Genomic DNA, 25,353 nt, shown 5'->3' with positions numbered 1-25,353 from the left:
CAGTTTAAAAGTGGCTGTTTTCGAAGATCGAGAGGCTCAGCGACTCTACAGAGGGGGCCTTGTCGGCGGTCGGGGAGGGGGGATCGCCCGGCTCGGCCTCGACGCGGCCGCCGTGGCGCCTCTGCTGGTTGCCCCGCGACGCGCGTCTATTGGCCGGCCCTGCCCTCAGAGAAGTCTTGGGCCAACGGCAAAAACGCAGACGCCCTTAGGGCCTGGGAGGGGGTCTGGCTGGGGGTCCGACTGCGGCGGTGAGGGGCTCCGTCGGAAGGCTCTCAGCCGCGTCGGCGGATGTCGAGGATCGCCGGCCTGGCGGGGGTGGGGGCGTTAGGTGATCCAGACGTTGGCCCTTCTTAGGTGCTCCACGAAGTCCTCCAGCCCCAGCCCGGAGATCCTCTGGGATAGGCGCAGGTCGCCCGTCTCTATGAACAGCTTGACGGCCGCCTTTATGCGCGGCGGCAGCGAGTCTATGTATTTCCAGTCGGCCTCCCTCCTCCTCAACTCCCTGGCCTCCCTCTCGCGCTCTGCGAGCTCCCGTAGCTTCTCCACCTCTCGACATCTCTCTGGGGGAATTTATGCCTTGTCTCTTCTTGATAGACGTAGATTACGTCGTCCGGGACGAGCCCTCTGCGCCGTAGTTCCCACAGCACCTCGTAGGCCCGCCACACCCTGGCCGTGGTGTAGAGGAATTGGGCCGAGTAGGCGGCTCCGTTTTCCGACAGAGCCACGTAGCCTCTGTCCTCGGCCACGGCTATGCAGTAGGCCTCGGGGAAGTCGAGGCCGCGGGCGGGTCCGCGTCGGCTGAGCTCCACCAGCCTCAAGGCCCGGTCGCGGTATTCGGGCAGGAGGGGGAACAGCGACATGTGTCCGGAGGCCAGGCGGTCGGCTATCCACGTGAGGGTCCTCTCGCTCTGCACCTCGTTCAGCACGTTCGGGCATCCACACCGTGTCGAACACGCGGAACAGGAGGTCCCTGAGGGAGAACCTGGCCCAGTCTATCAGAAAGGAGGTGTCCGCTACGGCCATTAATTCACGTGGGGTATCCTCGCCTTGATGCGGAGCTCGTTGAACTCATCCGCCTTCAGACCTGCGATTTTGGCGGCGACGTAGAGATCCCCCGTCTCTATGTAGAAGATCAACGCGGCCCTCAGTCTGGGGGGCAGCGAGTCTATGTATCTCCAGTCACGCCGTCCGGGCCGCCTTCACGGCCGCGGGCCCTGTCCGCCCTCGGCCGCGCGCCTACAGGGGCAACTCAGAATTAATGCTCACAGGGGGCTAGCCCCCTGTGAGGATTGATCTGATGGCACTCCTGAAAGGAGGGAGATGAAGGAGAAGGAGGAAAAAGAGGATTGTTTCGTCCCCCTTACGAAGACCCCATCCTTTACGTCCGCAGGCCTTAGGGAGCTACCCCTTGTCCCTTTCCACGGCCTCCAGGTCCTTTCTATAGACCTCCCCGCCCCTCTCTTTCGCCCTCTGGAGCACGTGTTCCACGAACTCGACAGCGAGCCTCCTCCGCCCGCCGGGGCCGCGCGTAGACAGCCAGGCCGCGTAAGCCAAGCCCTCCCTGCGGATCAAGACGTAGCCAATCTTCCCGTCTTCCGGCATCTTGGCCGTGAAGTGGCGGCCCTCCATGAGGCCCATCTCCCTAAGCCGCCGGGCCTCCCGCTCTATGCTGTGGGGGTTTGTGGACTGATATCTGACCGCCAGCGTGTAGCCTATCAATCCCACGCTGTACTTGGGCCGGCCCTCCCTTATCGTGTGCCCCCTCTCCAGCTTCCTCAGCCAGCGCTCCGCCTTCTCCCTGTTCACCCAACCCATCGCGGCGGCCGCCTTGACGACCTCGGCGATGGCGTCCCTGAGCTCCTCGCGCCCGGCCGCGAGTATGTCGGTTGTGGCCACGACGTACCAAGCACCGCTACCCGCCATCCTCACCTCGGCGTCCACGCCCACAAGCCTCAGGAGTCGCGCCGCGAGCTCGGCGCGGCCCCGGTTCGACGAGTTGATTGGTCAAGGGGACTCTCTGCGGCGCTCACTAGGCGTCGCTTCCTGGACCTGTCGGCGAGATGCCGCGCCGTAGCCCTCCTGACGTCGGCCTCCGGCCAGCCGAGATCCCCTAGAGGAATATATAGTTGCGGCAGGAGCCGACGGCCTTTGGCCTGTCCAGCCTCCTCAGGCCTTCCAGCGGCGGCCAGAGCCCTTCCGAGACCGCCGTCGAGCTAGTCGGCGTAACTGGCGCGGCGGCTGGCGATGTGGACCGCGCAACGAGCCGAGATGTCTCCGATCTCGACAAACTAGATGGATCTGTGGATGGAGGGGCTTGGTCTATGGGGGGATCTCGGCCACTCTCCTCGCATGGCGCCATATAGGCGGTCGACGCCGTCTGCGTGGGGGAAGCTTCGCCGTACTGTAAAGCATTTAAGCCAGGAGGCCATGCCTTCCATGGCTGTTGAGGCCGTGGAGCGTCCTCTGCCCAAGCCCTCCGACGAGGGCTATATAGAGGCCCGCCTGCTGGAGGCTCTCGTGGAGGCCCGCCTGGCGCTTCGCTTCCTTGAGGAGGGCCTTACGAGGAACGCGGCCGGCAAGGCCTTTCAAGCCTGGAGGGCCCTCCTGGCGGCCCTACTGCGCCTAGAGCTGGAGAGGCTCAAGGCGTTGGTCAAGACCGAGGAGGAGCGGCGTTGGCTTGAATCCACCGCGGTGCCTAGGGTCCCCACGACCAAGATGGTCGCGCTTTCGCTCATGCTCGAGAAGGCCGGCCACGAGGGCATATCGCTCTGGACCGACCGCGCGCTCCTCCTTCACGATTATCAGTACAACGGGCCGGATCCCGACATGGCCCTCTCTAAGTTCGGGAGTAGGGAGGAGGCTGTGGAGTACGTCTTGAGGCTTGCGGGCGAGGTGGCGAGGCGCGTCGAGGCCCTTAGGGGCAGGGTCAAGCGGCCCGACGAGCTGGACAAGGCGCTCGCGGAGCTTAGAGGCGCCCTGGGGCGATAGCGCCGTCGAGGCCGCCGCAGGCTTGAGGACGCGCCGACGCCGGCCGGCCTCTCGCCATCTCACCGCCTAGGGCGTCCAATGCCTCGCGTCGTTGGAGATCCCCGACTTGAGGGGCCTCAGATGTAGTAGAGGACCGCCAGGAGGGCCGTGAAGATGGCGCCCCTCGCCAGCTCCCGCCGGCCCATCCTCGCTATGTCTTGATAGCGGGAGTACTTGGTGTTTCTCTTGATGTTCGCCGCGAATTTGTAGGTGGGCTCCGCGGCGGCTATAAGCGCGGCGGGCCAGAGAGGCGCCGTCAGGGCCACGGCGGGGATCCAGACGTATAGCGCCACGTGGGGCTTGACGTTCCTGAAGGCGAGCCGCGACTCGACGTAGTAGGCGGCGGCCACGTGATATCCGACGAACAGCGCATAGAGGAGGTAGTCCCTCAGCGCCAGCTGGTGGATCACGATAGCCTTCGCCAGAAGGATTGTCGAGGAGAGGAGGGCGGTGCCCGTCACGACGCCCTCCACGGTCCGTCTCCTCCCTCTATGCATGAGCACGGCATACGACGCGAAGAGCAGGAGGCCTATGGCGTAGGCCGGGAGGCTCCACCAGCCGAGCGCCGCGGCGGCTAAATACGGCAGGAAGTTCAGCGCGGTCAGGGAGTAGAACTGCATGGGGTTCCTGGCGTAGAACACCGAGTCGAAGGTGAGGAGGTGGAGGAGATACGCCGCGGCGGCGACGGCCAGGGGGAGCGGGGTGAGGCGCGGGAGGGAGGTCGCCACGGCCAGCAGGTAGCTTGACGTCAGTATGCCCACCACGCTCTTCTCCCTCGGCAACACGCCGCGGCGGTGCTCCGGAAAATAAAAACGAGAGGGTTATCCCCGTTAACCGCCAGTCGGCGGCGGGGCGGGCGCGAGGCGCTCGGCCGGAACGACCGGCGGCTGTGCCGGTCGCACGCGCTGGCGGCAACCGTCGTCGTAGACAGCGTATCGCCGCAACCGAGAGGCGCTGACGGCGGAGCGCGTAGGTCCGGCGGCCGGGCAGACCGCCCTGTGGACGCGGCCATCGCGGAGAGGCCGAGGGAAATCCCCCGCCGACAGCCATACAGACCGCTACGCACAAAAAGCTTTTATCCCTCGTCGTGATAAATCACGTGAGCATCGGGGACGTGCTGACTGCGATGCTCGGCCAGGCGCCGCTCGTCGCGGCGGCCGTAGCAGTGCTTTACGTGTTGTTCTCCCGCGAGATCGGCAGAGTCGAGATGCGCATAGGCAGGCTGGAGGGGCAGATCGGCGAGCTGGGCGGGCGGCTGGATAGACTAGAAGAGCGCGTAGGCCGCCTGGAGGATCGGGTGGGCAACCTAGAGAATCGGGTGGGCAAGCTGGAGAGCCGAATGGGCGCCCTCGAGGACCGAATGGGCCGCCTGGAGGATCGGGTGGGCAACCTAGAGAGCCAGATAGGCGATCTGGGCGGACGTATGGACAAAATAGAGGAGCAGCTGGCCGGTCTCGGGAGGTCGTTCCAGATATACAACTCGACGTTGCTTAAGGTGCTGTCTACCAAGGGCGTGCTGACCGGAGTCGAGGCGGAGGCGCTCGCGGGCTACCTCTCGCTGGTTCCGCCGGCGAGGTCCAAGTACTACACCGAGGAGGTGAGGCAGCGGCTGATCGAGTTGATAAAGGCGGTGAGAGAGGGCAGATATACGGCGGCCGACGTGAGGGAGCTGGGGCGGATAGCGGAGCTAATGGAGAAGGAGTGGGAGGAGACCGGGCGCAGGGATCTGCTCGACTACTACCTAAAGCTCCAGATGCTCGTGGCGATACTGGAGGGCATACTCGTCTCCAGAGGCGAGTGGCCGCGGGAGGAGCTGTGGGCCTAACGGCCCGCCGAAGGGATTGAAGCCCTCATCGTCGACCCGCCGTAGGTCCCTCCGCCTACAGACAGGGCTCGGCCCCCGGCTCGCTTTAGGCCTTAGGGGCCCCCGGCGCCTTTGGGCCCTAGGTCGAGCCGCTCCAGTCATATAGGCCCTCCGCAAGATCGGCGGACGTTCGGCGGCTCCCGCGTCCAACCTAGCCCACGCCGCGTTCCCCCAGCCGCTGGAGGACACATGCCGCATGGACGCCCAGTTTAAAAATGGGAAGCTAAATCCTCCGTGGTTCAAGTCTTCATCCCGACTTCGGGCAGAGAGACCCTCAGAGAGGCCTTGGAGGCCTTGAGGCGTCAGACGTTCCGGGGCTTCGAGGTGGTGTTGATAGCCAAGGGCGGCCTCAAGGCGAGCCGCGCCGATAGGGTTATAGTCCAGAGGGAGGGGCTCTACGAGGAGGCCCTCAACCTGGCCCTGGCCGCTCTGAACCCGGACGACGTGGCCCTCTTCACCGACGACGACGCGGTTCCGTCCCCCACCTGGGTCGAGGAACACCTGGAGTTCCACGAGAGGAACCCCGACGCCGCCATCGCCTCGGGATCCATAGAGGGCAGGAAGTGGAAAAACTACCCCAACGCGCTGTTCAGGAGGTTCAAGGGGACGAAGTACATGGAGCCGTACGACTCGAGGTTCGAGGGATATACGGCGTTCGTGACCAAGACGGGCCTCAGCGTCGACGGCGAGGCCGCCGGAACCGCGGAGGTCGAGAGGTCGGTCGCAATCGGCGGAGTCAACATGAGCCTCAAGACCAACTACTTCCTGGGGTTTCAAGTCCCCACCTACTCGCTGAGGGGAAGCCACAACGAGACGGTCCTGGCCCTGAGGGGGATGGCGCTGGGGGGACACTCCATGCGCTTCCGGGGCGCCTCCGTCCGCCATTTGGGGAGCGAGTCTCTGTCCAGGACCGAGGACCCCCTGCTGGATAAATACCTATGCCTAGAGAAACACGCATTCCCCTTCGCGGTGAACATGTTGCTCAAGCTGGACCTGGACCTCCTCGAGGACCTCGCCGCGAGGCTAGAGGACGGCGTGCCGAAGCTAGGGCTCGCGACGGCCATAAGGGGAATTAGGGAGGGCCTCTCCCCCCTCGAGTTCAGGAAGAGGCTTGAGGACATCTACCTAAAGAGGGAGGAGGTGCTGGGGGCGCTCGAATGCCCCCAGTGATCCCGGCCCCGACGGCTTCCTGCACGCCTCGGCGAGGCGCTCACGCGGATCGGCCCAGAGACGCCGCGGCCGCCGCCACGAGGGGGCAACGGCCGCTGTCCGCGCCGCAGGCCCCAGAATCCGATCCACGCCCCTCCGCGAAGGCCCTCCCGGGGCTTGCCGAGGGGACGCCTACGTAGCCGTCGGCCGCCGCGATCTCGACTCCGGCAGCCCTATGCGCTGGAGGGATGGGGGGCTGTGGAGCGACGGCTCGTCCCCTGCCCGTGAGCCGCCGCGCAGCTCTCCGCCATACGCCGGCTCCTAGGGCTCCGAGCCGTACAGACGGGAGTTGTAGGGCAGTCGGGGCAGCAGCGCCATGGCCACCGCGGCCGTGTTCAGATCCAGCCTGGTCACCCTTCCCCTGGAGAGAACGCCGACGAGCCCCTCCCGGTAGCCGACGGCGGGTCTCCCGAAGAAGGCCTCGGCGAGCTTCCCCAGCTCCACGCCCCTGAGCACGTCTGCGAGGAACCTCCCCGGCACCTGGAAGCCGGGGCCGACCCCGGCGGTCACCAGCCCCGATCTATCCGCCACTGCGGCCACCGTCACGTCGAGGCGCAGGTCGCCGAGCTCCACCACGCCCGCCTCGATGCCCACGCCGTGTTCCGCCGACGGCGCGGCCGACAGCGCGTGTCTGGCCCTCTCCGCGGCCCCTCTGAAGACCTCGGCGAGGCCTAGGGGCTGGGGAGGCAGATCCGGCGGCCTCTCCGCCGACAGCACGACCGCCCTCAAGCCGAACATGGCGTAGGCCCTCTCCACGGCCCTCAGCTTGTTGGGGTTCCTCGACGCGACAGCGACAATCACGGCCCCCCGCGGCCCCCGCCTTAAATATTCACCGCACGCCGCGCAACCTATTTAACCGCAGGCCTGGGCCCGGCCATGGATAGATTCCAGGCGGCCCCCGGGGTGTCCGTGGAGCTGGCCATGGGCGACATAACCGAGCTGGAGGCCGACGCCATAGTGAACGCCGCCAATTCCTACCTGGAGCACGGAGGGGGCGTCGCCGGCGCCATAGTGAGGAAGGGAGGGCGGGAGATCCAGGAGGAGAGCAGGGAGTGGGTCAGGAGGCACGGCCCCGTCCCCGTCGGAGGCGTGGCGGTCACAGGCGCCGGGAGGCTCAAGGCCAGGTACGTGATACATGCGGTGGGGCCCCGCTGCGGGTCGGAACCCATCGAGAAGATAGGCGAGGCCGTCGAGAACGCTGTGGCGAAAGCCGACGAGCTCGGCCTCAAGAGCGTGGCCCTGCCGGCGATCAGCACCGGCATATTCGGCTGCCCCTACCGAGAGGCCGCCAGGCTCACGGCGGAGGCCGTCAAGCGCGTAGCGCCGAGGCTTAGAAACGTGCGGAGGATAATAGTATGCCTATACGGCGAGGAGGCCTATGGGACATACGCCGAGGTCTTCCGGCAGATCTTCGGCACGGGGTAGGCTTTTAAGGCCGGACGCCGGCACCTCCGTGAACCCCATCAGAGGCATCCTGAACAAGCTCAGGTGGACGGGCCAGAGGGGATCTATAGTCTACGTCAACCGCGGCTCCCCGGGGGACTTGGCCGAGATCTCCACTGAGGAGCTCGCGGAGATAGGCCACGGCGGATTCACCACGAAGTCAGGCGCCTACATCCCCTACCATAGGGTAGTCGAGATAAGAGACGGGGAGGGAAAAGTCCTCCTGAAGAGGCGCCGTTAACGGCCGCCGCGGGCATGACAATATTTCAACTATGCCGGCATTAACTAACGCCGAGATTCCGCGTTAACAGCGATGCGCCGAGGGAATTGACGCCGCATTGCAGAAAGCCGACAGCCCGCGCCTGTGTTATCTGGGACCAGCTAGCAAAAGGAGGAAGGTAAACCGATGTCTTGACCAACTCAACAAGTAATACTTAGTTATATAATAGAAACGCTTATCAATTAAATATATTTTATATATAAATATACCATATTCATTGGACATAGAAATGGTTCGCGTCCTTCGCTGATAGGGCCTAGGCCGTAGAGGGCGCGATCCTCCGCGGCTATCCGGCGGCGCAGTATCGGCGCATGGAGATCGACGAACGCGGCAGGTATGAATTCTGTTTTCAGATAGATACGCCGAGAAATACGGCGGGAATTTGGGCAGCTACGCCGTCTAAAACATGCAGAACGTGAACCGTTTAAGCTTACCAGTTGATCGAGGCATACGACGATATTCAGATAATATGTAACAACATAGCAGGTTGCTCTGTCATATAATATGTTTTATTTTTATATTTATTTGTTATCATACATTATGTTATATAATATTTATTATATCTGAGAAACTCATTTTACACTATATATTTGTGGCGACGCTATCGGCGTCTCCGGTATAGCCGGCGGATCTAGAGCGCGTAGTAGTCGTATTTCTCCACCACGGGTCTGCCGCGCTCCAGCGATTCTTTTACGCACATCAAGATCTCTTCGGCTATGGGCTCTGGGGGCGGCAACCGCTTCGATACGCCTCTGCGGCTTTTGACGATCTCTACGCGCTCCATCTCGTCGTTGAGTACGCCTATCGTACATAGATAGACGTAGTAGAGCGCCTCCTCCAGGCCGGCTCCTCTGGCTCCGGCCGATCTGGCCACCTGCCTCGCCAGGCCCTCCGCGAATTCGGCGAGCTCCTCAGGGATCACGGCCTACGGAAATTTCCAAAATAAATATATTTATTTCCCGATAAAAGCGATTTTTTACTAATATTTGAGTAATTATCTAAGGAAAATAAAAATCGACTAACCTATTTGTTTATCGATATGGGGGTTGACCCGAAAAGATGCATATCTAGATCAACTCCTCTGCCCTCAGCTTCACCATGTGGTGGACGTCGCCGAACTTCATCCGAAGTATGTCTAGGCCTCTGCGGGTCAACGCCACCTGGTTGTCCTGCAGCTTGACCGCGCCCAGGCCCTCCGCCGCGTTTAAGACGTGGTAGAACTCGTCCAGGGTTAGGTGTAGGCTTTTCGCCAGCTCGCCTATGTGTGCCCTCCCCCCGAAGTCGAGAAGCAGCTTTAGGAATCCCAGCAGACTGTCGGCGTCTACGTTTTCCACATGAATGCTCGATAATGTCTTTATAAGCTTGTGCCCGACTGTGTGCCGGCCTCCAGGCGGGTCGATGGACGATTTCCCGCGCCCGTCCGCCGCCTCCGGCGTTTTCCGCGTCTGGCTAAGGCGATATTTTTATAGGGGCCGTAGATCTCCATGGGCCTTAAGATGGAGCAGTACGGCATGGTCCTCAGCGAGGTCGAGTCCGGGCCCGGCGGAAAGAGGACCTTGGAGCTTCTCTTCGGCCCTCAGCACCCCACCTCTGGCCACATCCGCTTTTTCGTGGAGCTCGACGGCGACATAATAGTGGACATAAGGCCCGACCCCGGCTTCGTCCACAGGACCATGGAGAAGCTCGGGGAGACGCGGCACTTCATGATGAACATACCGCTCTTCGAGAGGCTGTCTCTGCCTGATGCCATAAACGTGACGTGGGCCTACTCCATGGCTGTGGAGAGGATGTTGGGCTACGACGTGAGCGAGAGGGCCGAGTACCTCCGCACGCTGTTCGGCGAGATGAGCAGGATATCGGTCCACCTCTACGACCTCGCCCTGCACGCCATAATGATAGGGTCATCCACCGGCTTCATGTACGGCTTCGGCCTCCGCGATCTTTTGGTCAATCTATGGGCTATAGCCACCGGCGCCAGGACCACGCCGACCTGGGTCCTGCCGGGAGGCGTCAGGAGGGCGCCGCCCAAGGCCTTCTACGAGAGGCTGGCCGGATTCCTGGACTTCCTGGACAGGAAGATGGACGAGTTCTACAGGCTGGTCGTCAAGAACCCGGTGGGCTACTACAGGCTTAAGGACGTGGGCTACCTCAGCAAGAGCGACGCCGCGGCGTATCTGGCCACCGGGCCGGGGGCGAGGGGCTCCGGCGTCGACTGGGACGCGAGGCGCGATATGCCCTACGGCGTGTATAAACAACTGGAGTGGGAGGTGAGGGTTCACGACGAGGGCGATTCTCTGGCCAGGACCCTGGTCAGGATCGAGGAGGTGAGGGAGGCCGCCAGGATAATCAGGCAGCTATTCAAGGCGATGCCCATGGACGGCCCGCTGGTGGGCCACAACGCTGCCCACAAGATTCCCCCCAAGGAGAGGGAGATGCTTAACGAGCTCGTGAGGATGAGCGGCTACTACGTCACGACGACCAATCTGGCCGAGGGCACGGGCGTGACCGAAGGCGGCAGAGGGCGGTATTTCTTCCAGGTCTTCGGCGCCGGCACCGAGAGGCTCTTCAGGGTCAGGATCTCGACCCCCTCGTGGCAGAACCTAAGGGCCTTCATGAAGGCGACTATAGGCGCCAGGCTGATGGACCTGCCGGCGATCTACGGCAGCTTCGGCTTCTTCCCGCCTGAAGCCGATAGATAACTTAAAAAAGGATTCTTTACTTAGGGCTATGGAGATCCCCTCCTGGCTCCTTTCCCCGCGGCTGTGGGATTTTCTCTTCGACGGAGTGGTGTCCACCTTGATACTCCTCACGATCGTCTGGGCTGAGCGGAAGATAGCGGCGAGGGTCCAGATGCGCGTTGGCCCCCTCCACGTGTCGCCTAGGCTGGGCGGCTACTTCCAGCTGATCGCAGACGCCGTGAGGTTCGTCATGCAGGAGGTCATAATCACCGTGGACTCGTACCGGGTCTTGTTCGTAGCCCTCCCGCCGCTCTTCGTAGCTCTGGCCCTCATGCCGTCCTTCATGGTGCCGCTCTCCCCCTACCTCGCCCTCCTGTCCAGGCCCTCTCTCCACTACGGCATAATCATGGCTCTGGCCGTGCTCTTCTACCTCTTCATAATCGTTGTGGGCATGGGCTGGGCGGTCAACAACCGCTTCGCCTATATAGGCGCCGCGAGGGAGGCCTTGATAATAACGGCCTACGAAATACCTCTGCTGGACGCCTTCGCCAGCATGTTCCTGACGTACAGGACCATAGACCCCATAGAGATAGTGGCCAAGCAGACATACATCGTCGGGGCGCTCTACAACCCGCTGGCCTTTATCGTCTACATAATAGGCGTCGCGATGGCCACCAGCCGTTTCCCCTTCGAGATAGCGGACTACGAGGGAGACGTGGCGACGGGCCCCTACAGCGATTTCTCCTCCATATTCCTCGCTCTGACGTACGCCGGCGGGATATACATAGCGTTGTTCTCCTACTCGCTTCTCGGCGCCTTGGTCTTCCTCGGCGGATGGGCCCCCATAGCGCCCGGCCCGTGGCCGGCGGACCTCTGGGGCAATCTAGCCGCAGCCGCCTGGGTCATGATAAAGACGTTTATCCTCATGCTCTTCTTCGTGTTCCTGCGCTCAGTTATGCCGGTGGCCAGGCTGGACCACACGCTGTCTTTCAGCTGGCGTTGGGTCTTGACCATCGCGGTGGCCGCCACCGCGGTGTCCGCGGCTGAGTACTTCCTGTTGTAGCCATGGCGGGCCAGAAGGTGGGCGAGGCCATAAGGGCCGTCCTAGACGTGATAGGGCTCGGCCTCAAGTACACGCTTAGGCCGGAGAGGCTGACGATCTACTACCCCTACGAGGTGCCCGACTATATGGGCAGAGTCAGAGGCTGGATAGGGCTCTGGACCGAGAGGTGCACCTCCTGCATGATATGCGCCCGCATATGCCCGACAAACGCCATAAAGATGTACATGGAGAAGAACGGGAGGCGCTACCCCGGCATAGACTACGGCCGTTGCATAATGTGCCACTACTGCATAGACGCGTGCCCCACCTACGCCCTGTACCCCACCGACATGAGGGACTTGGCGTTCTACAGACACGAGGACATGATGTATACCCCCGACATGATGAGGAAGCCGCCTCAAGTGCCCAAGCTCGTGCCGCAGGTGGTTAAGGTCGTCCACGAGTACTCCGGGGGACGCGTGGTCAAGGTAAGGCTGGGCGAGCTCGGCGAACACAAGCCGCTCCCGCCGGCGCCCTCTGTGCCGGTCGTGGAGAGCTAGGCCGAGATCCAGCAGTTACACCTCCGGCCCTACGCCAAACTCAAGGGCTGCGGAGACGTGGGGTACGGGCAAACTCTTTTTGCACTTGACCCAAGAATTATTTAAAAGGGCGTTGTTCTGCACCCTACATGTTCATGGAATATCCAGTCCTGGCGGTTGCCCTGATCTTCGGCGTCCTCGCAGTTTTGGTCAAGGACAACGCCGTAGCCGCGCTGAGCTTGGCGTTCTCGGCCGCGACCGTCGCCGGCTACTACGCCCTAGCCGGGCTGGTGGTCGCCTCCTTCCTGGTCTTCGTGGTCTACATAGGCTCTGTGATACTCATGGTTATGGTTACCGCGTCCATGTACGGCGGCTTCTTCGACTACCCGCGGCGGTATAAGGCGGCCGTGGCGGTCCTCGCCGTCGTCGCCGCCTTGCTGTTGTGGGCCTTGATCCCGCAGGCGCCGCCGCCTCAAGTGGGCCAGGAGCTGCAGCCCAACTTCGACCTCCTCGCCTTGATAGCGGCCCTGCTCGTGTCGTCCCTAGTGGTGGCCATAGAGGTGGCGAAGAGGGCATGATCGCGGCTATCGCCGTCGGGCTCGTGCTGATCGCCGTGGGACTCTACGGACTTGCGGCCAGCAGAAACATGGTGCGGCTCCTGATAGCCGTTGAGGTCGTCGTGGTGGGGGCCCTCGCGGCGCTTGCGCCGGTCCTATCCACAGCCCCCTCGGTGGGCCTCTGGGCCCTCGTGCTGCTGATATCCATGGCCGCCGGCGAGGTAGCCATCATAGGCGCCGTGATATATAGGACGTACGCCGCGGCGAAGACCACAGACCTGGAGGAGCTCAGGTCGGGCGGAGATAGGCCATGACGGGCTTGGCTCTCTACGCCTCGATATTGTTGCCGATCGCCCTCTCGCTGGCCGCCTACGTAGCCGCCAGGCGCTCCACCCAGGCGGCCGCCTACATAAGCGCCGTCGCGCTGCTGCCCCTACTCGCCGTCTCGTCCCTCTCTCTGTTCGGCGGGTCGAGGTACCTCGGCTCGGCCGGGACAGGCCTTTGGTCGATCTTCTCGCTCTATCTAGAGCCGTACAACGCCGCCTACGTCTTCACGGTGGCCCTTGTGGGCATAATGGTCGCCATATTCTCGGCCCCCTATATGGAGCACAGAGCCGAGGAGCTCGGCGTGAGGAACACTACGTTCTACCTCACCTACGGCTTCTTCCTCGGCGGCCTGGCCGGCGCCTTCGCGGCCCAGAACCTCTTCGGCATCTATATCTTCATAGAGGTGGCGCTGATAGCCTCCTTGTTCCAAGTGCTGTACTACGGCTATGGGGACAGGGCGAGGATCGCCGTGATGTACCTGGTCTGGTCCCACGTAGCCGCGCTCCTGATGCTCGCCGGCTTCATAGTGCTCTACCTCAACGGCGTCACCACGGTCCCCGTGCCGGCCACCGCGGCCGGGGCCCTCCCCAGGGACCTGCTCTACCTCGCCGTGTTGCTGGTCCTGCTGGGGTCCTTCATCAAGATGGCGGCCCTCGGCGTCCACATGTGGCTTCCGTACGTCCACGCCGAGGCGCCCACCCCTCTGTCGGCCCTCCTGTCGCCGGTGCTTGTCGGCTTCGGAGGCTACGTGATCTCCATAGTGGCCCTCCCGCTGATGCCGCGGAGCTGGTTCTTCCCCTTGACTTGGTACGGCATAGCGACGGCGATATACGGCGGCATGATGGCGTATACCCAGAGCGACATCAAAAGGCTTTTCGCCTATTCCACCGTATCGCAGATGGGATACATGATCCTCGCCCTCTCGCTCCGCAACGTCTTCGGCCTCACGGCCGCCGCGTTGATCTACATCAGCCACGGGCTGGGCAAGGCCGTCCTCTTCATGACCGCCGGCTACTTCATAATGCATCTACACACCCGCGATATAGATAGGATGGGCGGCCTCTACGGCTACAACTCAGCCCTGGCCGGCGCCGCCGTGGTGGGCTTCCTGAACCTAGCCGGCATATTGACCATAGGCATGATATCGGAGATCACGTTGGCCACGGCGCTGGTTAAGACGTACCTAGGTATGGAATATATAGAGTTATATATAGCCTTCGCCGCCATGCTCGTCGTCACCGGCATCTACGCCTTCGCCACCATAAGGAACGTCTTCTTCGGGCCGCCCAAGATAGGCGGGGCCGGCCCGTACGACGCGGCCCTCGTGGCCATCGTGTCCACCGCCCTCCTCTCGGTGTTGCTGTTCCTGCCGCCGATGTCGTCAAGCCTCTGGACCAACATAAGCGTATACGTACAAAACCGCCTGGTCCCGGTGGGCCTATGAGCCCCGAATACGCGTTCCTGACGATATTCCTGCCGTTGATAGCCTCAGTGCTCAGCCTCTTCCTGCCTGGGGAGAAGGCCAAGGCCTGGCTGGTTGTCCTCGGCTCTCTGCTGTCGGCGGTCTTCTCCGTGCTGACGTACTCCCCGCCGGTCTCGGGCATATACACGGAGACCTACTCGGTGCCGTGGATACCCCAGCTTGGCATATACATATCGCTACATCTGGACCAGTTCAGCGGGGTCATGGGCATGTTGGTGGCCTGGCTGGTCTTCTTCATAGTGCTGTACAGCGTGAAGTACATGGAGGGCGACTACAGGCCTGGGTGGTACTGGTTCTTCATGGGCTTCTTCGCGACGTCGATGCTCATAATCACATACGCCGACAATCTGTGGTTCCTCCTCGTCGGCTGGGAGGGAGTCGGCCTCGCCTCCTGGGCCTTGATAGGCCATTGGTACAAAGACGACGAGCCCGACGTCAAGTGGGTTGGGCATCCAGGCGATCGGGTGGCCCTCGTGGACTACAGCTGGCCGCCGTCCAAGGCAGGCCTCCGCGCGATTTTAACGATAAGGATAGGGGACTCGGCGTTCCTCGTGTCGCTCGCCTATATATTCGTCGCCCTCGGGACGGTCCAGCTGTCGGGCCTGTTCAGGCTCGGATCTGCGGCGTCCGCCCTAGGCCTACTTCCGCTCTTCCTCTTCCTCATGGGGCCGCTGACCAAGTCCGCTCAATTCCCCTTCACCGAGTGGCTCCTCACCGCCATGACGGGCCCGACCAGCGTCTCGGCGTTGATACACGCGGCCACGATGGTCAACGCAGGCGTCTACCTCCTCATAGTGACCGCTCCCATATTCGCATCGGTGCAGGGAGCCCAGACATACTTCCTGGCCGTGTTGATATTCGGCGCGTTGACCGCCATACTCTCGTCGATAATAGCGCTGACCGTGGACGAGTTCAAGCTGGTCCTGGCGGGCTCCACCGCTGCCAATCTCGGCATAATAGCGGCCGCCACGGGCGGCGCCGGGCTCCTGGGGCTATCCGGAGGAGGCGCGGCGCTTATCGCCTTGCTGTGGATAGCCTTCATGCAGATCGTCGGCCACGCCATCTCCAAGGCGCCGTTGTTCATGGGGTATGGCGCTGTAATACACGAAAGCGGCACGAAGTACCTCGGCGCCGTCGGCAGGCTGGGCCGCTACATGAGGGCGACCTCACTGGCGCTCTGGCTGGCCATGCTGTCGCTGATAGGCACGCCGCCGTTCGCCGGGTTCTTCACCAAGGAGATGGCCGTCGAGAACATATCGGCTGGGTTCGACGCCGTCGGGCTCTCGGGCGTCTTGGTCGCGGGCCTCATAGCGTTCCTCGCCCCGCTCTACGGGCTCAGGCTGCTTGGCCTCTCGCTGGTCCACGGCCCCGAGCCCAAGGAGCACATCCACGAGGCGCACCCCATAATGTGGGTACCCTACACGGTCCTGGCCTTCGCCGCGTTGGGCGTAGGCGGCTACCTGGCCTATCTCTATGCGGACGAGCTGGCGAGGCTCGTCGCGTCGCCCGGCTTCTTGGCCTTCCTGGTGGGCTTCGCCGCGGCTCTTGCGCTCTACGTGTTGAGGCCCGGCGTAAGGTCGCGTGCCCTGACGCCGCTCTGGAGGATAGGCTACAGGAGGTTCTATCTGCCTTGGCTATACGACGGGGTCCTGGCCTGGGTATACCACAACCTGGCTCACTTGATCTACTGGGCGGTCGACCGCGGCGTGATAGACAATCTATACCACGCGGCGTTGCCCTGGGCCTTCAGCAAGATCTCCGCCGCGTTTAGACGCCTGCAGACCGGGAGCCTCAGCTGGTATCTGCTCTACGCCATAGCGGGCTCTCTGGTGCTCATACTGCTGGTGCTGCTATGATCGACCCGTTCTTCCTCGTCGTGCTGGCCTTCGCCGCGTTGACGCCCTTGGCGCTTAAGGTCGACGGGCGCTATCTGGCCGCCGCCATGGGGGTGGCGATCTTCGCCATGGCTTTCTTCGTGCCGGAGGCCGCGTTCTTCTTCACGTTGCTGGGCGTCCTGGCCATAGCGCTGGCCCTCGACTGGCCTTACGGCGGGCTCGGGCTGGCCCTGGGTCTCTCCGCCGCATCCACGGCGCTCGCCGCCTATGCCTACTATAGGGCGGTCGCCGCGCCTCAATATGCGCTGAACTACGCCTTCGCGGGGCTGGCCGCCCTCGCCGTGTCGACCGCCAGCGTGTACGGCCTCCTCGCATCCGGGAGGGAGCGGGAGAATCTGGAGGGCGCCCTCAAGTACCTCATCTTTTCGGCCGTCGGCAAGACCCTAATGGTGCTCGGGTTCGCCATCGCGCTGTACATAGCGCCGACCCTCGGCTGGGTCCTGCTGGCCTTCGGCTTCGTCTTCGAGCTGGGGCTGGTGCCGGCCCACCTCTGGATGGTCGACGCGTTCGCCCTCTCCACGCCCAAGGGCGTGGCCGCGCTCACCATATTCGGGGAACTGACGCCGTTGCTGGTACTGCTGACCCTACTGAACGTGGTGCCCATGGCCAAAGCCGCCGCATTCGCCCTGCTGGTCGTGGCGCTCACGTCTATGACCTTCGCCAACGCGGCTGGCCTCACGGCCAGGACCTTCGGCCGCATCCTCGCCTATTCGTCCATAGCGCATATGTCCTACGCCGTAGCCGCCGCAGCTCTTGTTTTCTACTTCGGGAATAAGCCCGTCTCTCTGCCTCTTGTGGGCACGATGTCGGCGTTCTCCGTGGCGTCGCTCGTGATCGTGCTCGAAGGGCTGACCTCGGGGCTCGGCAAGGCCGGCATATTCGGCGCCCTCACTGTGAGACACGCCGACACCGTCCCCGAGAGGCGCGTCCTCTCAAATACGCTCAACGTGCTGTCCCTATTGGGCGTGCCGCCTCTGCTCGGCTTTTGGCCTAAGCTCCTGCTGATACTTCTGTCCCTCGCCTTGGGCCAGGTGGGCGTCGCAGTGCTGGTTATACTCAACAGCGCCTTGGCGACCCCCTACTATCTGCGCGTCTTCAGGCAAGTCGTGGAGCCGGCTGGCCCAAGCGCCGACAACGCCACGTCGGTGCTCACGTCGACGCTTGCGGTGATCCTCGGCGTAGCGGCGCCCCTACTCCTCGTTGCGCTCATACCTTAAAAAGGCCTGTTTTTCCCAGTCCATGATCGAGAGGACGCTGGTCATAGTTAAGCCTGACGCGGTCAAGAGGGGGCTCATCGGCGAAGTGATCTCGCGGATCGAGAGAGCCGGCTTGAGGATAGTTGCGGCGAAGATGGTCTGGGCCTCCAGGGAGCAGATGGCCGGCTTCTACCCTAGCGACGAGTCTTGGCTCAGAAGCGTGGGCAACAAGACCCTCAACAGCTATAGGGAGATGGGGATAGACCCCAAGGCGGAGCTGGGCACCGACGACCCGACGGAGATAGGCAAGATGGTGAAGGGATGGCTGATAGACTACATGACCGAGGCCCCCATACTTCTCATGGTCGTCGAGGGCAACCACGCCGTAAGCGTGGTCAGGAAGCTGGTGGGCAATACCCTGCCCTATAAGGCGGAGCCGGGCACGATCAGAGGCGATTTCTCCTCGGACAGCCCCGACTTGGCCAACAGGGAGAGGCGGTCCATCCGCAACTTGGTCCACGCCAGCGACAGCCCGGAGGAGGCGCGGCGGGAGATATCGTACTGGTTCAAAGAAGGGGAGGTATTCAGCTATAGGTAGCCGTTCAACGTGGCCGACTTTATCTCCAGCCTTCTGGGCGCGAAGCTGTAACATTCGTTGCCGGTATAGGGCGATTTCGCCACGGCGAGGCGGACGGGCGCCCCTCTGGAGGACGGCACCTCCACCACCTGGTACTGGTCTGCGACGAACGCCCTCCCGGCCGCTATGTCGTAGAACCTCAACGGCCGCCTCACGGAGATGAGGCGCCTCCGGCAATAAATAGGCATCAGCCCCGACAGGAATTACCTCACCGCTCGGAGGCGGCACACCGCATCACCGACCGATAGAGACGGCCGGTTAATAAGCTAGTGCGTCGATCCGCCGCAGTGGGGTTTCCAGGGGCCGTGACTGCCTACTTCGATATGTCGACGCCCTTGGTCTCCGGCAACGCCAACAGGGCCACGGCGAGCGCGGCCGCGGCTACGACATATGTATAAAGCGCCACGCCGGCGAGCGGGTTTTTGAGCGCAAGGCCTATGGCCCCCACTATCGACGGGGTGAAGCCGCCGAAGAAGCCTATGCCTATGTTGAACGCTATGGACATGCCGCTGTATCTAACCCTCGTGGGGAAGAGCTCGGCCAGCGCCGTGCCCAATATGCTGAACGTAAACGCCGTGGCCCCTATAAGCGCGAAGACCGCCAGAACCGCGACGACGAGATCCCTAGACGTGGAGAGGAGTGTATACAGGGGATAGTAGGTCGCTATGCCTAGGACGAGGCCGATCACGTACACAAGTCTCCTGCCCAGCCTATCGCCGAGCCAGGCCGCGAATATGTAGAGGGGCAGCTGCAGGATGGCGGCCGTGCCGACTATCGCGTTGGCCTCGACGGGGCTCCACTTCGGCACTGAGGTGAGGAACGTGAATATATACGCCGTGGACGTATAGGCCAGGACGGCGTGCCCGGCGGCAATAGCTATTCCGACCAGTATCCACCTCCAGTACTTGGCGAAGGCCTCGACTACGGGAACCTTCGCCACGGCCCCGCTCCCCCTCAGGGCTTCGAACAACGGCGTCTCGGCCAGCCTCAGGCGCAGATATGCGCCCAGGGCGGTCAAGACAAGCGCCAGGAGGAACGGGATCCTCCAGCCCCACGACGCGAAGGCCTGCTGCGTGAGGAACGCCGAAGACAGGAACACGGTGAGCGAGGAGAGCCCCAACCCCAGCGGGGGAGTCGCCGAGATGAAGCCGACGTAGAAAGCCCTCCTGCCGCTGGGCGCGTACTCAAGGGCGTACGTCACGGCGCCGCCGTACTCCCCGCCGAGCGCTATGCCTTGCACTATCCTGAGGGCCGCCAGAAGGGCCGTCGCGGCGAGCCCGACCTGCGCGTAGGTGGGCAGAAGGCCTATGCCCGCGGTCGAGAGGCCCATCAAGATAAGGGTCGCGAGAAACGTCGACTTGCGGCCTACCCTGTCGCCCAGATGGCCGAACAGGAGGGCGCCGACGGGCCTCACCACGAAGCCCGTGGCGAAGATGAGCCACGTGTATATGATCGCCGCGGCGGGGTCCCCTTTAGAGAAAAAGAGGATGGATATAATAGGGGAGAGGGAGGCGTAGACGAAGAAGTCGTACCACTCGATCAACGTCCCGACGGTCGATGCGGCTATCACGAACCTGAGGGACATACGGGCTAGAAGCAAATTGTATTTAAGCCATATAGGCGCCGCCTGCAGAAACCTATGTATTCCATGCGCGGCGTTGCGGCGTCCGGCGGAAGCCCGACGGCTCCTTCTGCGTAAATATTGCACGCAACTGTATACTATTGGCTCGGGCAGTGGCGCACATGGGCATGAAAGACGTCAAGCTCCTGGTATCGGCCGGCGTAGGCTGGATGTTCGACGCGATGGACGTCTTGCTGCTGTCCTACATACTGGTCGCCGCCTCGCAGGAGCTGGGGCTCACCAAGGGCGAGATCGGCTTGGTTATATTGGCCAACAACGTGGGGATGCTGATAGGCGCCCTTCTCTTCGGGAAGCTTGCCGACATCTGGGGCAGAAAGCCCGTCTTCATGGCCACCTTGGCCATATACAGCGTTGGTACTGGGCTGACGGCTCTGGCCGGATCGGCGTCGGATCTGTCGTTGCTCCGCCTCGTCACGGGGTTGGGTCTCGGCGGAGAGCTCCCGGTGGCGGCCTCCCTTATGTCGGAGCTGTCCCCGACACGGCATAGAGGCAGAAACGTGGTCTTGCTGGAGAGCTTCTGGTCCGTGGGCTCGATCCTGGCGGCCGCCCTGGCCTATTTCGTCTTTCCGCGCATCGGCTGGAGGATCCCGCTGGCCCTGCTCTCCCTGACGGCGCTCTATGCCCTAGTCCTCAGATCGGCCGTCCCCGAGTCTCCGCTGTGGCTGTACCTCAGGGATCCGCAGAGGGCGTACGCCATAGCCAGGACCTACGGCGTAGCGCTCGGCCGTGTGGAGAGGCACTCGGCCAGAGATCTGTTGACCGGCTACAGGCCGCAGACGCTGTTGCTGTGGGCCGCCTGGTTCCTACTGGCCTTCGGATACTACGGCGCCTTCCTCTGGCTCCCCACGATGATAGCCAAGAGGGGATTCGGCCTCGTCACCACCTTCGAATACTCCTTCGCCATGTCTCTAGCCCAACTGCCCGGCTACTTCGCGGCCGCATACATGATAGAGAGGATGGGCAGGAAGCCCAGTCTGCTCCTGTTCTTCGCGGGATCCGCCGTCTCCGCCGTCGCCTTCGCCGCCGCGCCCAGCGCAGTCTGGCTCCTGGCCTCCGGAGCCGCCTTGAATTTCTTCAACCTAGGCGCGTGGGGCCTCATATATGCCTATACGCCCGAGTCCTTCCCGGCGGACCTCCGCGCGACGGGGATGGGCAGCAGCGGATCCATGGCGCGCGTCGGCATGATAATAGGGCCGTTGCTCCCCGCATACTTCTCCTTCCCCGCTGCGCTGTCGACCTACGCAGCGGCTTGGCTTGCGTCTGGCGTAGCCATCTATCTATTCGGTAGAGAGACGAAAATTATTAAGATTGAATAAATAAATATTTTTAGATTTCTATAAATAATATAAATATAGTAATTTAGATCTTATAGAATACGCGCGATAGGCAGTATATATTTTAACGATAATTTTAACTATGACGGCCGTCTCAAGCTGATGGCGGCGTTCTCTCTCAATATATTCTATATTGAAATAAATAGGATATATGTAAATAAAAGCTTATAAGTATCCTCCATCGATCTCACAATGTTGTCGGTAACCCAGATGAACGCCTTCCTGGGCAATACTCTCCAGCTCCTCCGAAGGAGTATAGAGCTGGGCGGCTTCCCCCCGGAGCTCTACGAATATCTTTCTAGGCCTAAGCGGATTCTGGCCGTGTCTATTCCGGTTAGGCTCGATGGCGGCGGCCTGGCCTTCTTCGAGGGCTATAGGGTGCAACACAACGACGCGCTTGGGCCCTATAAGGGCGGCATACGCTTCCACCCCGAGGTCTCCCTGGCCGACGACGTGGCCCTAGCCACCATAATGACCCTCAAGGACAGCCTGGCCGGGATACCCTATGGAGGAGCCAAGGGAGCCGTCAGAGTGGACCCGAGAAGGCTCTCGCCGAGAGAGCTCGAGGAGCTCTCCAGAGGATATGTGAGAGCCGTGGCGCCTCTCATCGGCGACGAGCTGGACATACCGGCTCCCGACGTCGGGACCAACTCCCAGATAATGGCTTGGATGGCCGACGAGTACTCCAAGATAGCGGGTAGGAACGTACCCGGCGTCTTCACCGCGAAGCCTCCAGAGCTCTGGGGGAACCCGGTGAGGGAGTACTCCACAGGCCTTGGAGTGGCGGTAATAGCCGTATACGCCGCAAAGGCCCTCTGGGGGTCCTCCGATGGGAAGACCGCGGCGATACAGGGGTTCGGAAACGTGGGCAGATGGACCGCCTACTGGCTGGAGAAGATGGGCGTTAAGGTGGTCGCCGTATCGGACGTGAACGGGACTGTGTACAAGAGGGGCGGGCTGGTCGCGGCGGAGCTTATCGAGAAAAATAGAAATGCAAGGGGGCCGGATCTGTTGAGCCAAGTCGCTAAGTACAACGATGCGTCCATCGCGCAGGACCCCGGCGCAGTTTTCGGCATCGATGCAGATATCCTCGTCCCTGCCGCCTTAGAGAACGCGATCACTGAGGATAACGTGAAGCTGGTTAGGGCCAAGCTCGTGGTCGAGGGGGCCAACGGGCCGACTACGCCGGAGGCTGAGAAGGCCCTCTACGAGAGGGGCGTAGTGGTGGTGCCGGACGTCCTCGCCAACGCCGGCGGCGTCGTCATGTCGTACCTCGAGTGGGTCGAGAACCTCCAGTGGGTTATGTGGGACGAGGAGGAGACTAGGGCCAGGCTCGAGAAGATCATGGCCGACAACTTCAAGAGGGTACACCAGAGGTGGGTGCAGGAGAAGGGATGGACCGTGAGAGATGCCGCCTACGTCATAGCCGTCGAGAGGATATATAGGGCGATGAAGGCCAGAGGATGGATATAGTCCCCTACGCAGTTCCCGCGTCTAGGCCCCGGAGGCGCGACCGTCTACGCGGCTTATATCGATGATCGCCTCAATGGCCTAGAGCCCGTGTCTGTTTATGCCGATCGGCGGCATGGACCTCGCGTCGTCTAGATAACGTCTGCGCCTTCTGGCGCGCTCCACCTCTCCTCGGTCCAGCTCAGCTAGATATACGCCAGGCTCCTCCCCGAACTCCAGAAGGGCCCCGTTGGGCGAGGCGACGAAGGAGCCGCCTCGCGCCGGCCTGCCGTCGGGATAGCTGTAGCCGGTCCCAAGCGCGGCGGCGACGAATATCGAGTTCTCGAAGGCCCTGGCCAGACCCAGCGCGGCCCAGAGACCCCTCCTATCCGCCGAGATGCTCGCCGGGTTCACCACGACGTCCGCGCCCGCCAGGGCCAATCTGCGCGCCAGCTCCGGGTAGACCAGATCGACGCAGGCGAGACACCCCACGGCCCAGTCCAACACCTTGAAGAGCGCCAGATTGGAGCCGCCGGCCACTCGGGCCCGCTCCTCCGTCGCGGCTGAGGGAAATATCTTCTCGCCCCACGTCAGCAGGCCCTCTCGGCCAACCACGGGACATATGTTCCTCACGACATCGCCGGCTACGACCGCCACGGCGCCAGCCACGATGGTGGCGCCCGACGCCGCGGCCGCCTCGGCTATGCCGGAGATATAGCGCCGGAAGCCCTCGCCGTCGAGAGGGGCCGTCCCCACCCAGTACTCCGGAAGCACGGCCAGATCGGCCCTCGGCATGTTGTCCATCAACCACCTCAAGCCGTTCGCGGGGCTCGAGAATCTGGGGGATTGGATCAAGGCAAGCCGCACGGATCCAACTGGCCAGAGCTAATTTAAACGCTCCCGGCACCGGGCCGTGGGACGCCCGGCCGCCGCGTCTGCTCCGACGCGGTAAATGAGGGACCGCTCCATAGGTCCTCATCTCGGGACGTATTCGAAACGGCAGGGGCTGAAGGGGCAATGTAACTGAAGAAATTTAAATCGGTGCACATCTAGACCTATGGTCGAGGCGAAGGCTAAGGAGGCCGCAGAAAAGAAGGAAAAGAAGGTGACCGTGCTCAGATTCGTCGAAGGCGCAATTATCTAGGTCCCTTTAGCGCTCGCGGCCCTGGAAACAAGACCTTTTCTCATCGCCGACACAATCGGCAACTGCCTTTTCGATGGGGGCCCTTTATGGGGCAACCGCGTCGGCGTATTTCTTCACGAAGCTGGGCGGTCCCTCCGAGCGGGCGCCATCCCAACGTGGGGAATAAATATTAACCATCCGTGCCAGAGGCGCCGTGGAGGCGTGGATACCGCCCAGCCACCCTCGCCGGGAGTCGCTGCTGGTGAGGGAACGCCTTGTCGAGGGGTTCAGGGAGGGGTTCGTGGCTATGCAGGGGTTGATAGCCCACGGCCGCGGCGAGTGCTTCGACTACCTAATAGGCGAGCAGACCACGCCGCCGGCCCTCGAGGCCGAACGCGCCGCAGCGGCGGCCCTCCTCCTCGCCGAGCGTCCGGTCATCTCGGTCAACGGCAACGCGGCGGCGCTGGCGCCGCGGGAGCTCGTCGAGCTGGCGAAAACGGTCGGGGCCAAGCTGGAGGTTAACCTCTTCTATAGGTCTCGGGAGAGGGAGCTGTTAATAGCTGAAATTCTGCGGAGGAACGGCGCGGCCGAGGTCCTCGGCGTAGGCGACGACGCCTCCTGCACGATACCGGAGCTCTTCAGCGAGAGGCGGAGGGTCTCCTGCAGAGGCATATATGCGGCTGACGTCGTGTTGGTCCCGCTGGAGGACGGAGATAGGACCGAGGCCCTGAGGAGGATGGGCAAGACCGTAATAGCTGTTGATCTAAACCCGCTCTCGCGCACATCCAGAGCCGCCACCATCACCATAGTCGACAATATAACCAGGGCTCTTCCAAACATGGCGAAGTTCGCCGAGGAGCTGAAGGGCAGACCCCGCGACGAGCTGTCGGCCCTCGCCGGCGGTTTCGACAACGATAGAAACCTAAGGGAGGTCTTGAGATATATCGGGAGGCGGCTGGAGGAACTTGCAGGGAGAGGCATCAGGCTGGAGCTGCCCAAGGCTTAACGCCGCCTATCCGTGAAGATCTTAGCCCCAGCCTCGGAAAGCGCGAAGCCCCTAGGCGCGAGGCCCACGCCCCTTAGACATTCCGCCAGTGCCTCCGCCTCGTCTCTATAGGTCAAGAAGAGAAGGACCCGCTTCTTCGCGTAGTAGGTATCCGCATATCTTGCGCAGGCCCCTATACGGCCCTCCAGATCCCCGCCGAGGAAGCCCACCTCCCTCGAGAACTCCCTGCTCAAAGATGCGAACCTCTCGTAGGTGGGCTCCCGCATGAGCTCCTCCATATACCTATCGCCGGCGGCCGCAAGCCTATCCCTCAGCTCGGCCAACATCCTATCGGTGGGATATCTGCCCAGATCCACAGCCACCGCGACTAAATCCCGGGGATGCGGAATCCTGTCCACGAGGCCGACGCCGGGAGCGCCCGGCCTGACCCTCATCTCTATCCCCCCGCCGTAATATTCCGCCGCGACGTCGCCAAGCCCCGTCCCCAGCCTCACCTCGATCGCGTGCGCCAGCCTGGCCCCCTCGAGCATAGGCCTGCCCGCCAACGCGGCGGCGCCCAGAGCGGCGCCGAGAGTCAACGCGGCGCTTAGGCCGTACCCAACGCCGAGGTCCACAGGCGATT

Annotated in this window: 28 protein-coding genes; 17 read left to right on the top strand and 11 right to left on the bottom strand. The window is 62.5% G+C overall.

Going from position 1 to position 25,353, the window contains the following annotated elements; translation table 11 throughout:
• Nucleotides 1-324 precede the first annotated feature (324 nt).
• The 3 genes from B7L68_RS06030 to B7L68_RS06020 all read right to left on the bottom strand — a co-directional run bounded on the left by B7L68_RS06030 (nt 325) and on the right by B7L68_RS06020 (nt 2,001).
• Entirely contained in the window at nt 325-546 is a 222-nt protein-coding gene (locus B7L68_RS06030) for a hypothetical protein (protein ID WP_081246783.1), read from the bottom strand.
• Nucleotides 495-926: a DNA-binding protein gene (locus B7L68_RS06025; RefSeq protein WP_238136353.1), complete on the bottom strand. Its 432-nt coding sequence runs from the start codon at nt 924-926 to the stop codon at nt 495-497. The genes B7L68_RS06030 and B7L68_RS06025 overlap by 52 nt, the downstream gene beginning before the upstream one ends.
• A gap of 475 nt (nt 927-1,401) precedes the next feature.
• Nucleotides 1,402-2,001: a PaRep2b protein gene (locus tag B7L68_RS06020; protein WP_081246782.1), complete on the bottom strand. Its 600-nt coding sequence runs from the start codon at nt 1,999-2,001 to the stop codon at nt 1,402-1,404.
• 435 nt (nt 2,002-2,436) lie between these two features.
• On the opposite strand from B7L68_RS06020, the gene B7L68_RS06015 reads away from it, so the two are divergent.
• The gene (locus tag B7L68_RS06015) at nt 2,437-2,988 is read left to right on the top strand and encodes a PaREP1 family protein (protein ID WP_081246781.1); all 552 of its coding nucleotides are present in this window, start codon (nt 2,437-2,439) and stop codon (nt 2,986-2,988) included.
• Nucleotides 2,989-3,104: 116 nt separating this feature from the next.
• On the opposite strand, the gene B7L68_RS06010 is transcribed toward B7L68_RS06015, so the two are convergent.
• Nucleotides 3,105-3,812 (bottom strand): hypothetical protein, encoded by a 708-nt coding sequence (locus tag B7L68_RS06010; RefSeq protein ID WP_081246780.1) that lies wholly within the window; start codon nt 3,810-3,812, stop codon nt 3,105-3,107.
• 314 nt (nt 3,813-4,126) lie between these two features.
• On the opposite strand from B7L68_RS06010, the gene B7L68_RS06005 reads away from it, so the two are divergent.
• Nucleotides 4,127-4,852 carry a hypothetical protein gene (locus tag B7L68_RS06005; protein ID WP_081246779.1) on the top strand — a complete coding sequence of 242 codons (726 nt, stop codon included), beginning with the start codon at nt 4,127-4,129 and terminating at the stop codon, nt 4,850-4,852.
• Nucleotides 4,853-5,125: 273 nt separating this feature from the next.
• Nucleotides 5,126-6,061, top strand: coding sequence for a glycosyltransferase family A protein (locus B7L68_RS06000; protein ID WP_081246778.1), 936 nt, complete (start codon nt 5,126-5,128; stop codon nt 6,059-6,061).
• 300 nt (nt 6,062-6,361) lie between these two features.
• Here B7L68_RS06000 and B7L68_RS05995 read toward each other — a convergent pair whose 3' ends face one another.
• A complete protein-coding gene (locus B7L68_RS05995) occupies nt 6,362-6,901 on the bottom strand; it encodes an inosine/xanthosine triphosphatase (RefSeq protein ID WP_081246777.1) in 540 nt (179 codons plus the stop codon).
• A 75-nt stretch (nt 6,902-6,976) separates the two neighbouring features.
• Here B7L68_RS05995 and B7L68_RS05990 point away from each other — a divergent pair, with 75 nt between their 5' ends.
• Both B7L68_RS05990 and B7L68_RS05985 read left to right on the top strand, forming a co-directional pair.
• On the top strand, nt 6,977-7,525 hold the full coding sequence (locus B7L68_RS05990; protein ID WP_081246776.1) for an ADP-ribose-binding protein: 549 nt from the start codon (nt 6,977-6,979) through the stop codon (nt 7,523-7,525).
• A gap of 28 nt (nt 7,526-7,553) precedes the next feature.
• Nucleotides 7,554-7,784 (top strand): DUF504 domain-containing protein, encoded by a 231-nt coding sequence (locus B7L68_RS05985; protein ID WP_238136351.1) that lies wholly within the window; start codon nt 7,554-7,556, stop codon nt 7,782-7,784.
• 670 nt (nt 7,785-8,454) lie between these two features.
• Here the strand turns inward: B7L68_RS05985 and B7L68_RS05980 are convergent.
• Nucleotides 8,455-8,745: a hypothetical protein gene (locus B7L68_RS05980; RefSeq protein WP_081246774.1), complete on the bottom strand. Its 291-nt coding sequence runs from the start codon at nt 8,743-8,745 to the stop codon at nt 8,455-8,457.
• Nucleotides 8,746-8,890: 145 nt separating this feature from the next.
• A complete protein-coding gene (locus tag B7L68_RS05975) occupies nt 8,891-9,157 on the bottom strand; it encodes an AAA-associated domain-containing protein (RefSeq protein WP_081246773.1) in 267 nt (88 codons plus the stop codon).
• Between the two features lie 150 nt (nt 9,158-9,307).
• Here B7L68_RS05975 and B7L68_RS05970 point away from each other — a divergent pair, with 150 nt between their 5' ends.
• From B7L68_RS05970 to B7L68_RS05930, 9 genes are all read left to right on the top strand, one after another.
• Nucleotides 9,308-10,522, top strand: coding sequence for an NADH-quinone oxidoreductase subunit D (locus tag B7L68_RS05970; RefSeq protein WP_081246772.1), 1,215 nt, complete (start codon nt 9,308-9,310; stop codon nt 10,520-10,522).
• Nucleotides 10,523-10,550: 28 nt separating this feature from the next.
• Nucleotides 10,551-11,564 carry an NADH-quinone oxidoreductase subunit H gene (locus B7L68_RS05965; protein WP_081246771.1) on the top strand — a complete coding sequence of 338 codons (1,014 nt, stop codon included), beginning with the start codon at nt 10,551-10,553 and terminating at the stop codon, nt 11,562-11,564.
• A gap of 2 nt (nt 11,565-11,566) precedes the next feature.
• On the top strand, nt 11,567-12,103 hold the full coding sequence (locus tag B7L68_RS05960) for an NADH-quinone oxidoreductase subunit I (RefSeq protein ID WP_081246770.1): 537 nt from the start codon (nt 11,567-11,569) through the stop codon (nt 12,101-12,103).
• Between the two features lie 128 nt (nt 12,104-12,231).
• On the top strand, nt 12,232-12,660 hold the full coding sequence (locus B7L68_RS05955) for an NADH-quinone oxidoreductase (RefSeq protein WP_081246769.1): 429 nt from the start codon (nt 12,232-12,234) through the stop codon (nt 12,658-12,660).
• Nucleotides 12,657-12,953, top strand: a complete 297-nt coding sequence (locus tag B7L68_RS05950; protein WP_081246768.1) for an NADH-quinone oxidoreductase subunit K — start codon at nt 12,657-12,659, stop codon at nt 12,951-12,953. Before B7L68_RS05955 ends, B7L68_RS05950 begins: the two co-directional genes overlap by 4 nt.
• Complete coding sequence (locus tag B7L68_RS05945) at nt 12,950-14,410, top strand: complex I subunit 5 family protein (protein WP_193432479.1); 1,461 nt, start codon at nt 12,950-12,952, stop codon at nt 14,408-14,410. Before B7L68_RS05950 ends, B7L68_RS05945 begins: the two co-directional genes overlap by 4 nt.
• Nucleotides 14,407-16,305 carry an NADH-quinone oxidoreductase subunit L gene (locus B7L68_RS05940; RefSeq protein ID WP_081246767.1) on the top strand — a complete coding sequence of 633 codons (1,899 nt, stop codon included), beginning with the start codon at nt 14,407-14,409 and terminating at the stop codon, nt 16,303-16,305. Before B7L68_RS05945 ends, B7L68_RS05940 begins: the two co-directional genes overlap by 4 nt.
• Nucleotides 16,302-17,561 (top strand): proton-conducting transporter membrane subunit, encoded by a 1,260-nt coding sequence (locus tag B7L68_RS05935; protein ID WP_081246766.1) that lies wholly within the window; start codon nt 16,302-16,304, stop codon nt 17,559-17,561. The genes B7L68_RS05940 and B7L68_RS05935 overlap by 4 nt, the downstream gene beginning before the upstream one ends.
• A 22-nt stretch (nt 17,562-17,583) precedes the next feature.
• Nucleotides 17,584-18,138: a nucleoside-diphosphate kinase gene (locus tag B7L68_RS05930; protein WP_081246765.1), complete on the top strand. Its 555-nt coding sequence runs from the start codon at nt 17,584-17,586 to the stop codon at nt 18,136-18,138.
• Here the strand turns inward: B7L68_RS05930 and B7L68_RS05925 are convergent.
• Entirely contained in the window at nt 18,129-18,332 is a 204-nt protein-coding gene (locus B7L68_RS05925; protein ID WP_304529104.1) for a hypothetical protein, read from the bottom strand. The genes B7L68_RS05930 and B7L68_RS05925 overlap by 10 nt on opposite strands.
• 158 nt (nt 18,333-18,490) lie before the next feature.
• Entirely contained in the window at nt 18,491-19,762 is a 1,272-nt protein-coding gene (locus tag B7L68_RS05920) for an MFS transporter (RefSeq protein ID WP_081246764.1), read from the bottom strand.
• A 158-nt stretch (nt 19,763-19,920) separates the two neighbouring features.
• Between B7L68_RS05920 and B7L68_RS05915 the strand changes: the two genes are divergently transcribed.
• Entirely contained in the window at nt 19,921-21,135 is a 1,215-nt protein-coding gene (locus B7L68_RS05915; protein ID WP_081246763.1) for an MFS transporter, read from the top strand.
• A 210-nt stretch (nt 21,136-21,345) separates the two neighbouring features.
• On the top strand, nt 21,346-22,626 hold the full coding sequence (locus B7L68_RS05910) for a Glu/Leu/Phe/Val dehydrogenase (RefSeq protein ID WP_081246762.1): 1,281 nt from the start codon (nt 21,346-21,348) through the stop codon (nt 22,624-22,626).
• A gap of 78 nt (nt 22,627-22,704) precedes the next feature.
• On the opposite strand, the gene B7L68_RS05905 is transcribed toward B7L68_RS05910, so the two are convergent.
• Nucleotides 22,705-23,469 (bottom strand): carbon-nitrogen hydrolase family protein, encoded by a 765-nt coding sequence (locus B7L68_RS05905; protein ID WP_193432478.1) that lies wholly within the window; start codon nt 23,467-23,469, stop codon nt 22,705-22,707.
• A 470-nt stretch (nt 23,470-23,939) separates the two neighbouring features.
• Between B7L68_RS05905 and B7L68_RS05900 the strand changes: the two genes are divergently transcribed.
• Nucleotides 23,940-24,731 carry a 4-phosphopantoate--beta-alanine ligase gene (locus B7L68_RS05900; protein ID WP_081246761.1) on the top strand — a complete coding sequence of 264 codons (792 nt, stop codon included), beginning with the start codon at nt 23,940-23,942 and terminating at the stop codon, nt 24,729-24,731.
• Here the strand turns inward: B7L68_RS05900 and B7L68_RS05895 are convergent.
• Nucleotides 24,728-25,353 (bottom strand): pantothenate kinase (locus B7L68_RS05895; RefSeq protein WP_081246760.1); only part of this gene is annotated, 626 nt, incomplete at its 5' end. The genes B7L68_RS05900 and B7L68_RS05895 overlap by 4 nt on opposite strands.

Origin of the sequence: Thermoproteus sp. CP80 (assembly GCF_002077075.2) — an archaeon.
Lineage (GTDB): Archaea > Thermoproteota > Thermoprotei > Thermoproteales > Thermoproteaceae > Thermoproteus.
This window is presented reverse-complemented; position numbering and strand designations above follow the sequence as displayed.

Coding starts and splice junctions, on each gene's coding strand:
- B7L68_RS06015 (WP_081246781.1), top strand. CDS start 2,437: ATGGCTGTTGAGGCCGTGGAGCGTCCTCTGCCCAAGCCCTCCGACGAG.
- B7L68_RS05990 (WP_081246776.1), top strand. CDS start 6,977: ATGGATAGATTCCAGGCGGCCCCCGGGGTGTCCGTGGAGCTGGCCATG.
- B7L68_RS05970 (WP_081246772.1), top strand. CDS start 9,308: ATGGGCCTTAAGATGGAGCAGTACGGCATGGTCCTCAGCGAGGTCGAG.
- B7L68_RS05965 (WP_081246771.1), top strand. CDS start 10,551: ATGGAGATCCCCTCCTGGCTCCTTTCCCCGCGGCTGTGGGATTTTCTC.
- B7L68_RS05960 (WP_081246770.1), top strand. CDS start 11,567: ATGGCGGGCCAGAAGGTGGGCGAGGCCATAAGGGCCGTCCTAGACGTG.
- B7L68_RS05955 (WP_081246769.1), top strand. CDS start 12,232: ATGTTCATGGAATATCCAGTCCTGGCGGTTGCCCTGATCTTCGGCGTC.
- B7L68_RS05950 (WP_081246768.1), top strand. CDS start 12,657: ATGATCGCGGCTATCGCCGTCGGGCTCGTGCTGATCGCCGTGGGACTC.
- B7L68_RS05945 (WP_193432479.1), top strand. CDS start 12,950: ATGACGGGCTTGGCTCTCTACGCCTCGATATTGTTGCCGATCGCCCTC.
- B7L68_RS05940 (WP_081246767.1), top strand. CDS start 14,407: ATGAGCCCCGAATACGCGTTCCTGACGATATTCCTGCCGTTGATAGCC.
- B7L68_RS05935 (WP_081246766.1), top strand. CDS start 16,302: ATGATCGACCCGTTCTTCCTCGTCGTGCTGGCCTTCGCCGCGTTGACG.
- B7L68_RS05930 (WP_081246765.1), top strand. CDS start 17,584: ATGATCGAGAGGACGCTGGTCATAGTTAAGCCTGACGCGGTCAAGAGG.
- B7L68_RS05920 (WP_081246764.1), bottom strand. CDS start 19,762: ATGTCCCTCAGGTTCGTGATAGCCGCATCGACCGTCGGGACGTTGATC.
- B7L68_RS05915 (WP_081246763.1), top strand. CDS start 19,921: ATGGGCATGAAAGACGTCAAGCTCCTGGTATCGGCCGGCGTAGGCTGG.
- B7L68_RS05910 (WP_081246762.1), top strand. CDS start 21,346: ATGTTGTCGGTAACCCAGATGAACGCCTTCCTGGGCAATACTCTCCAG.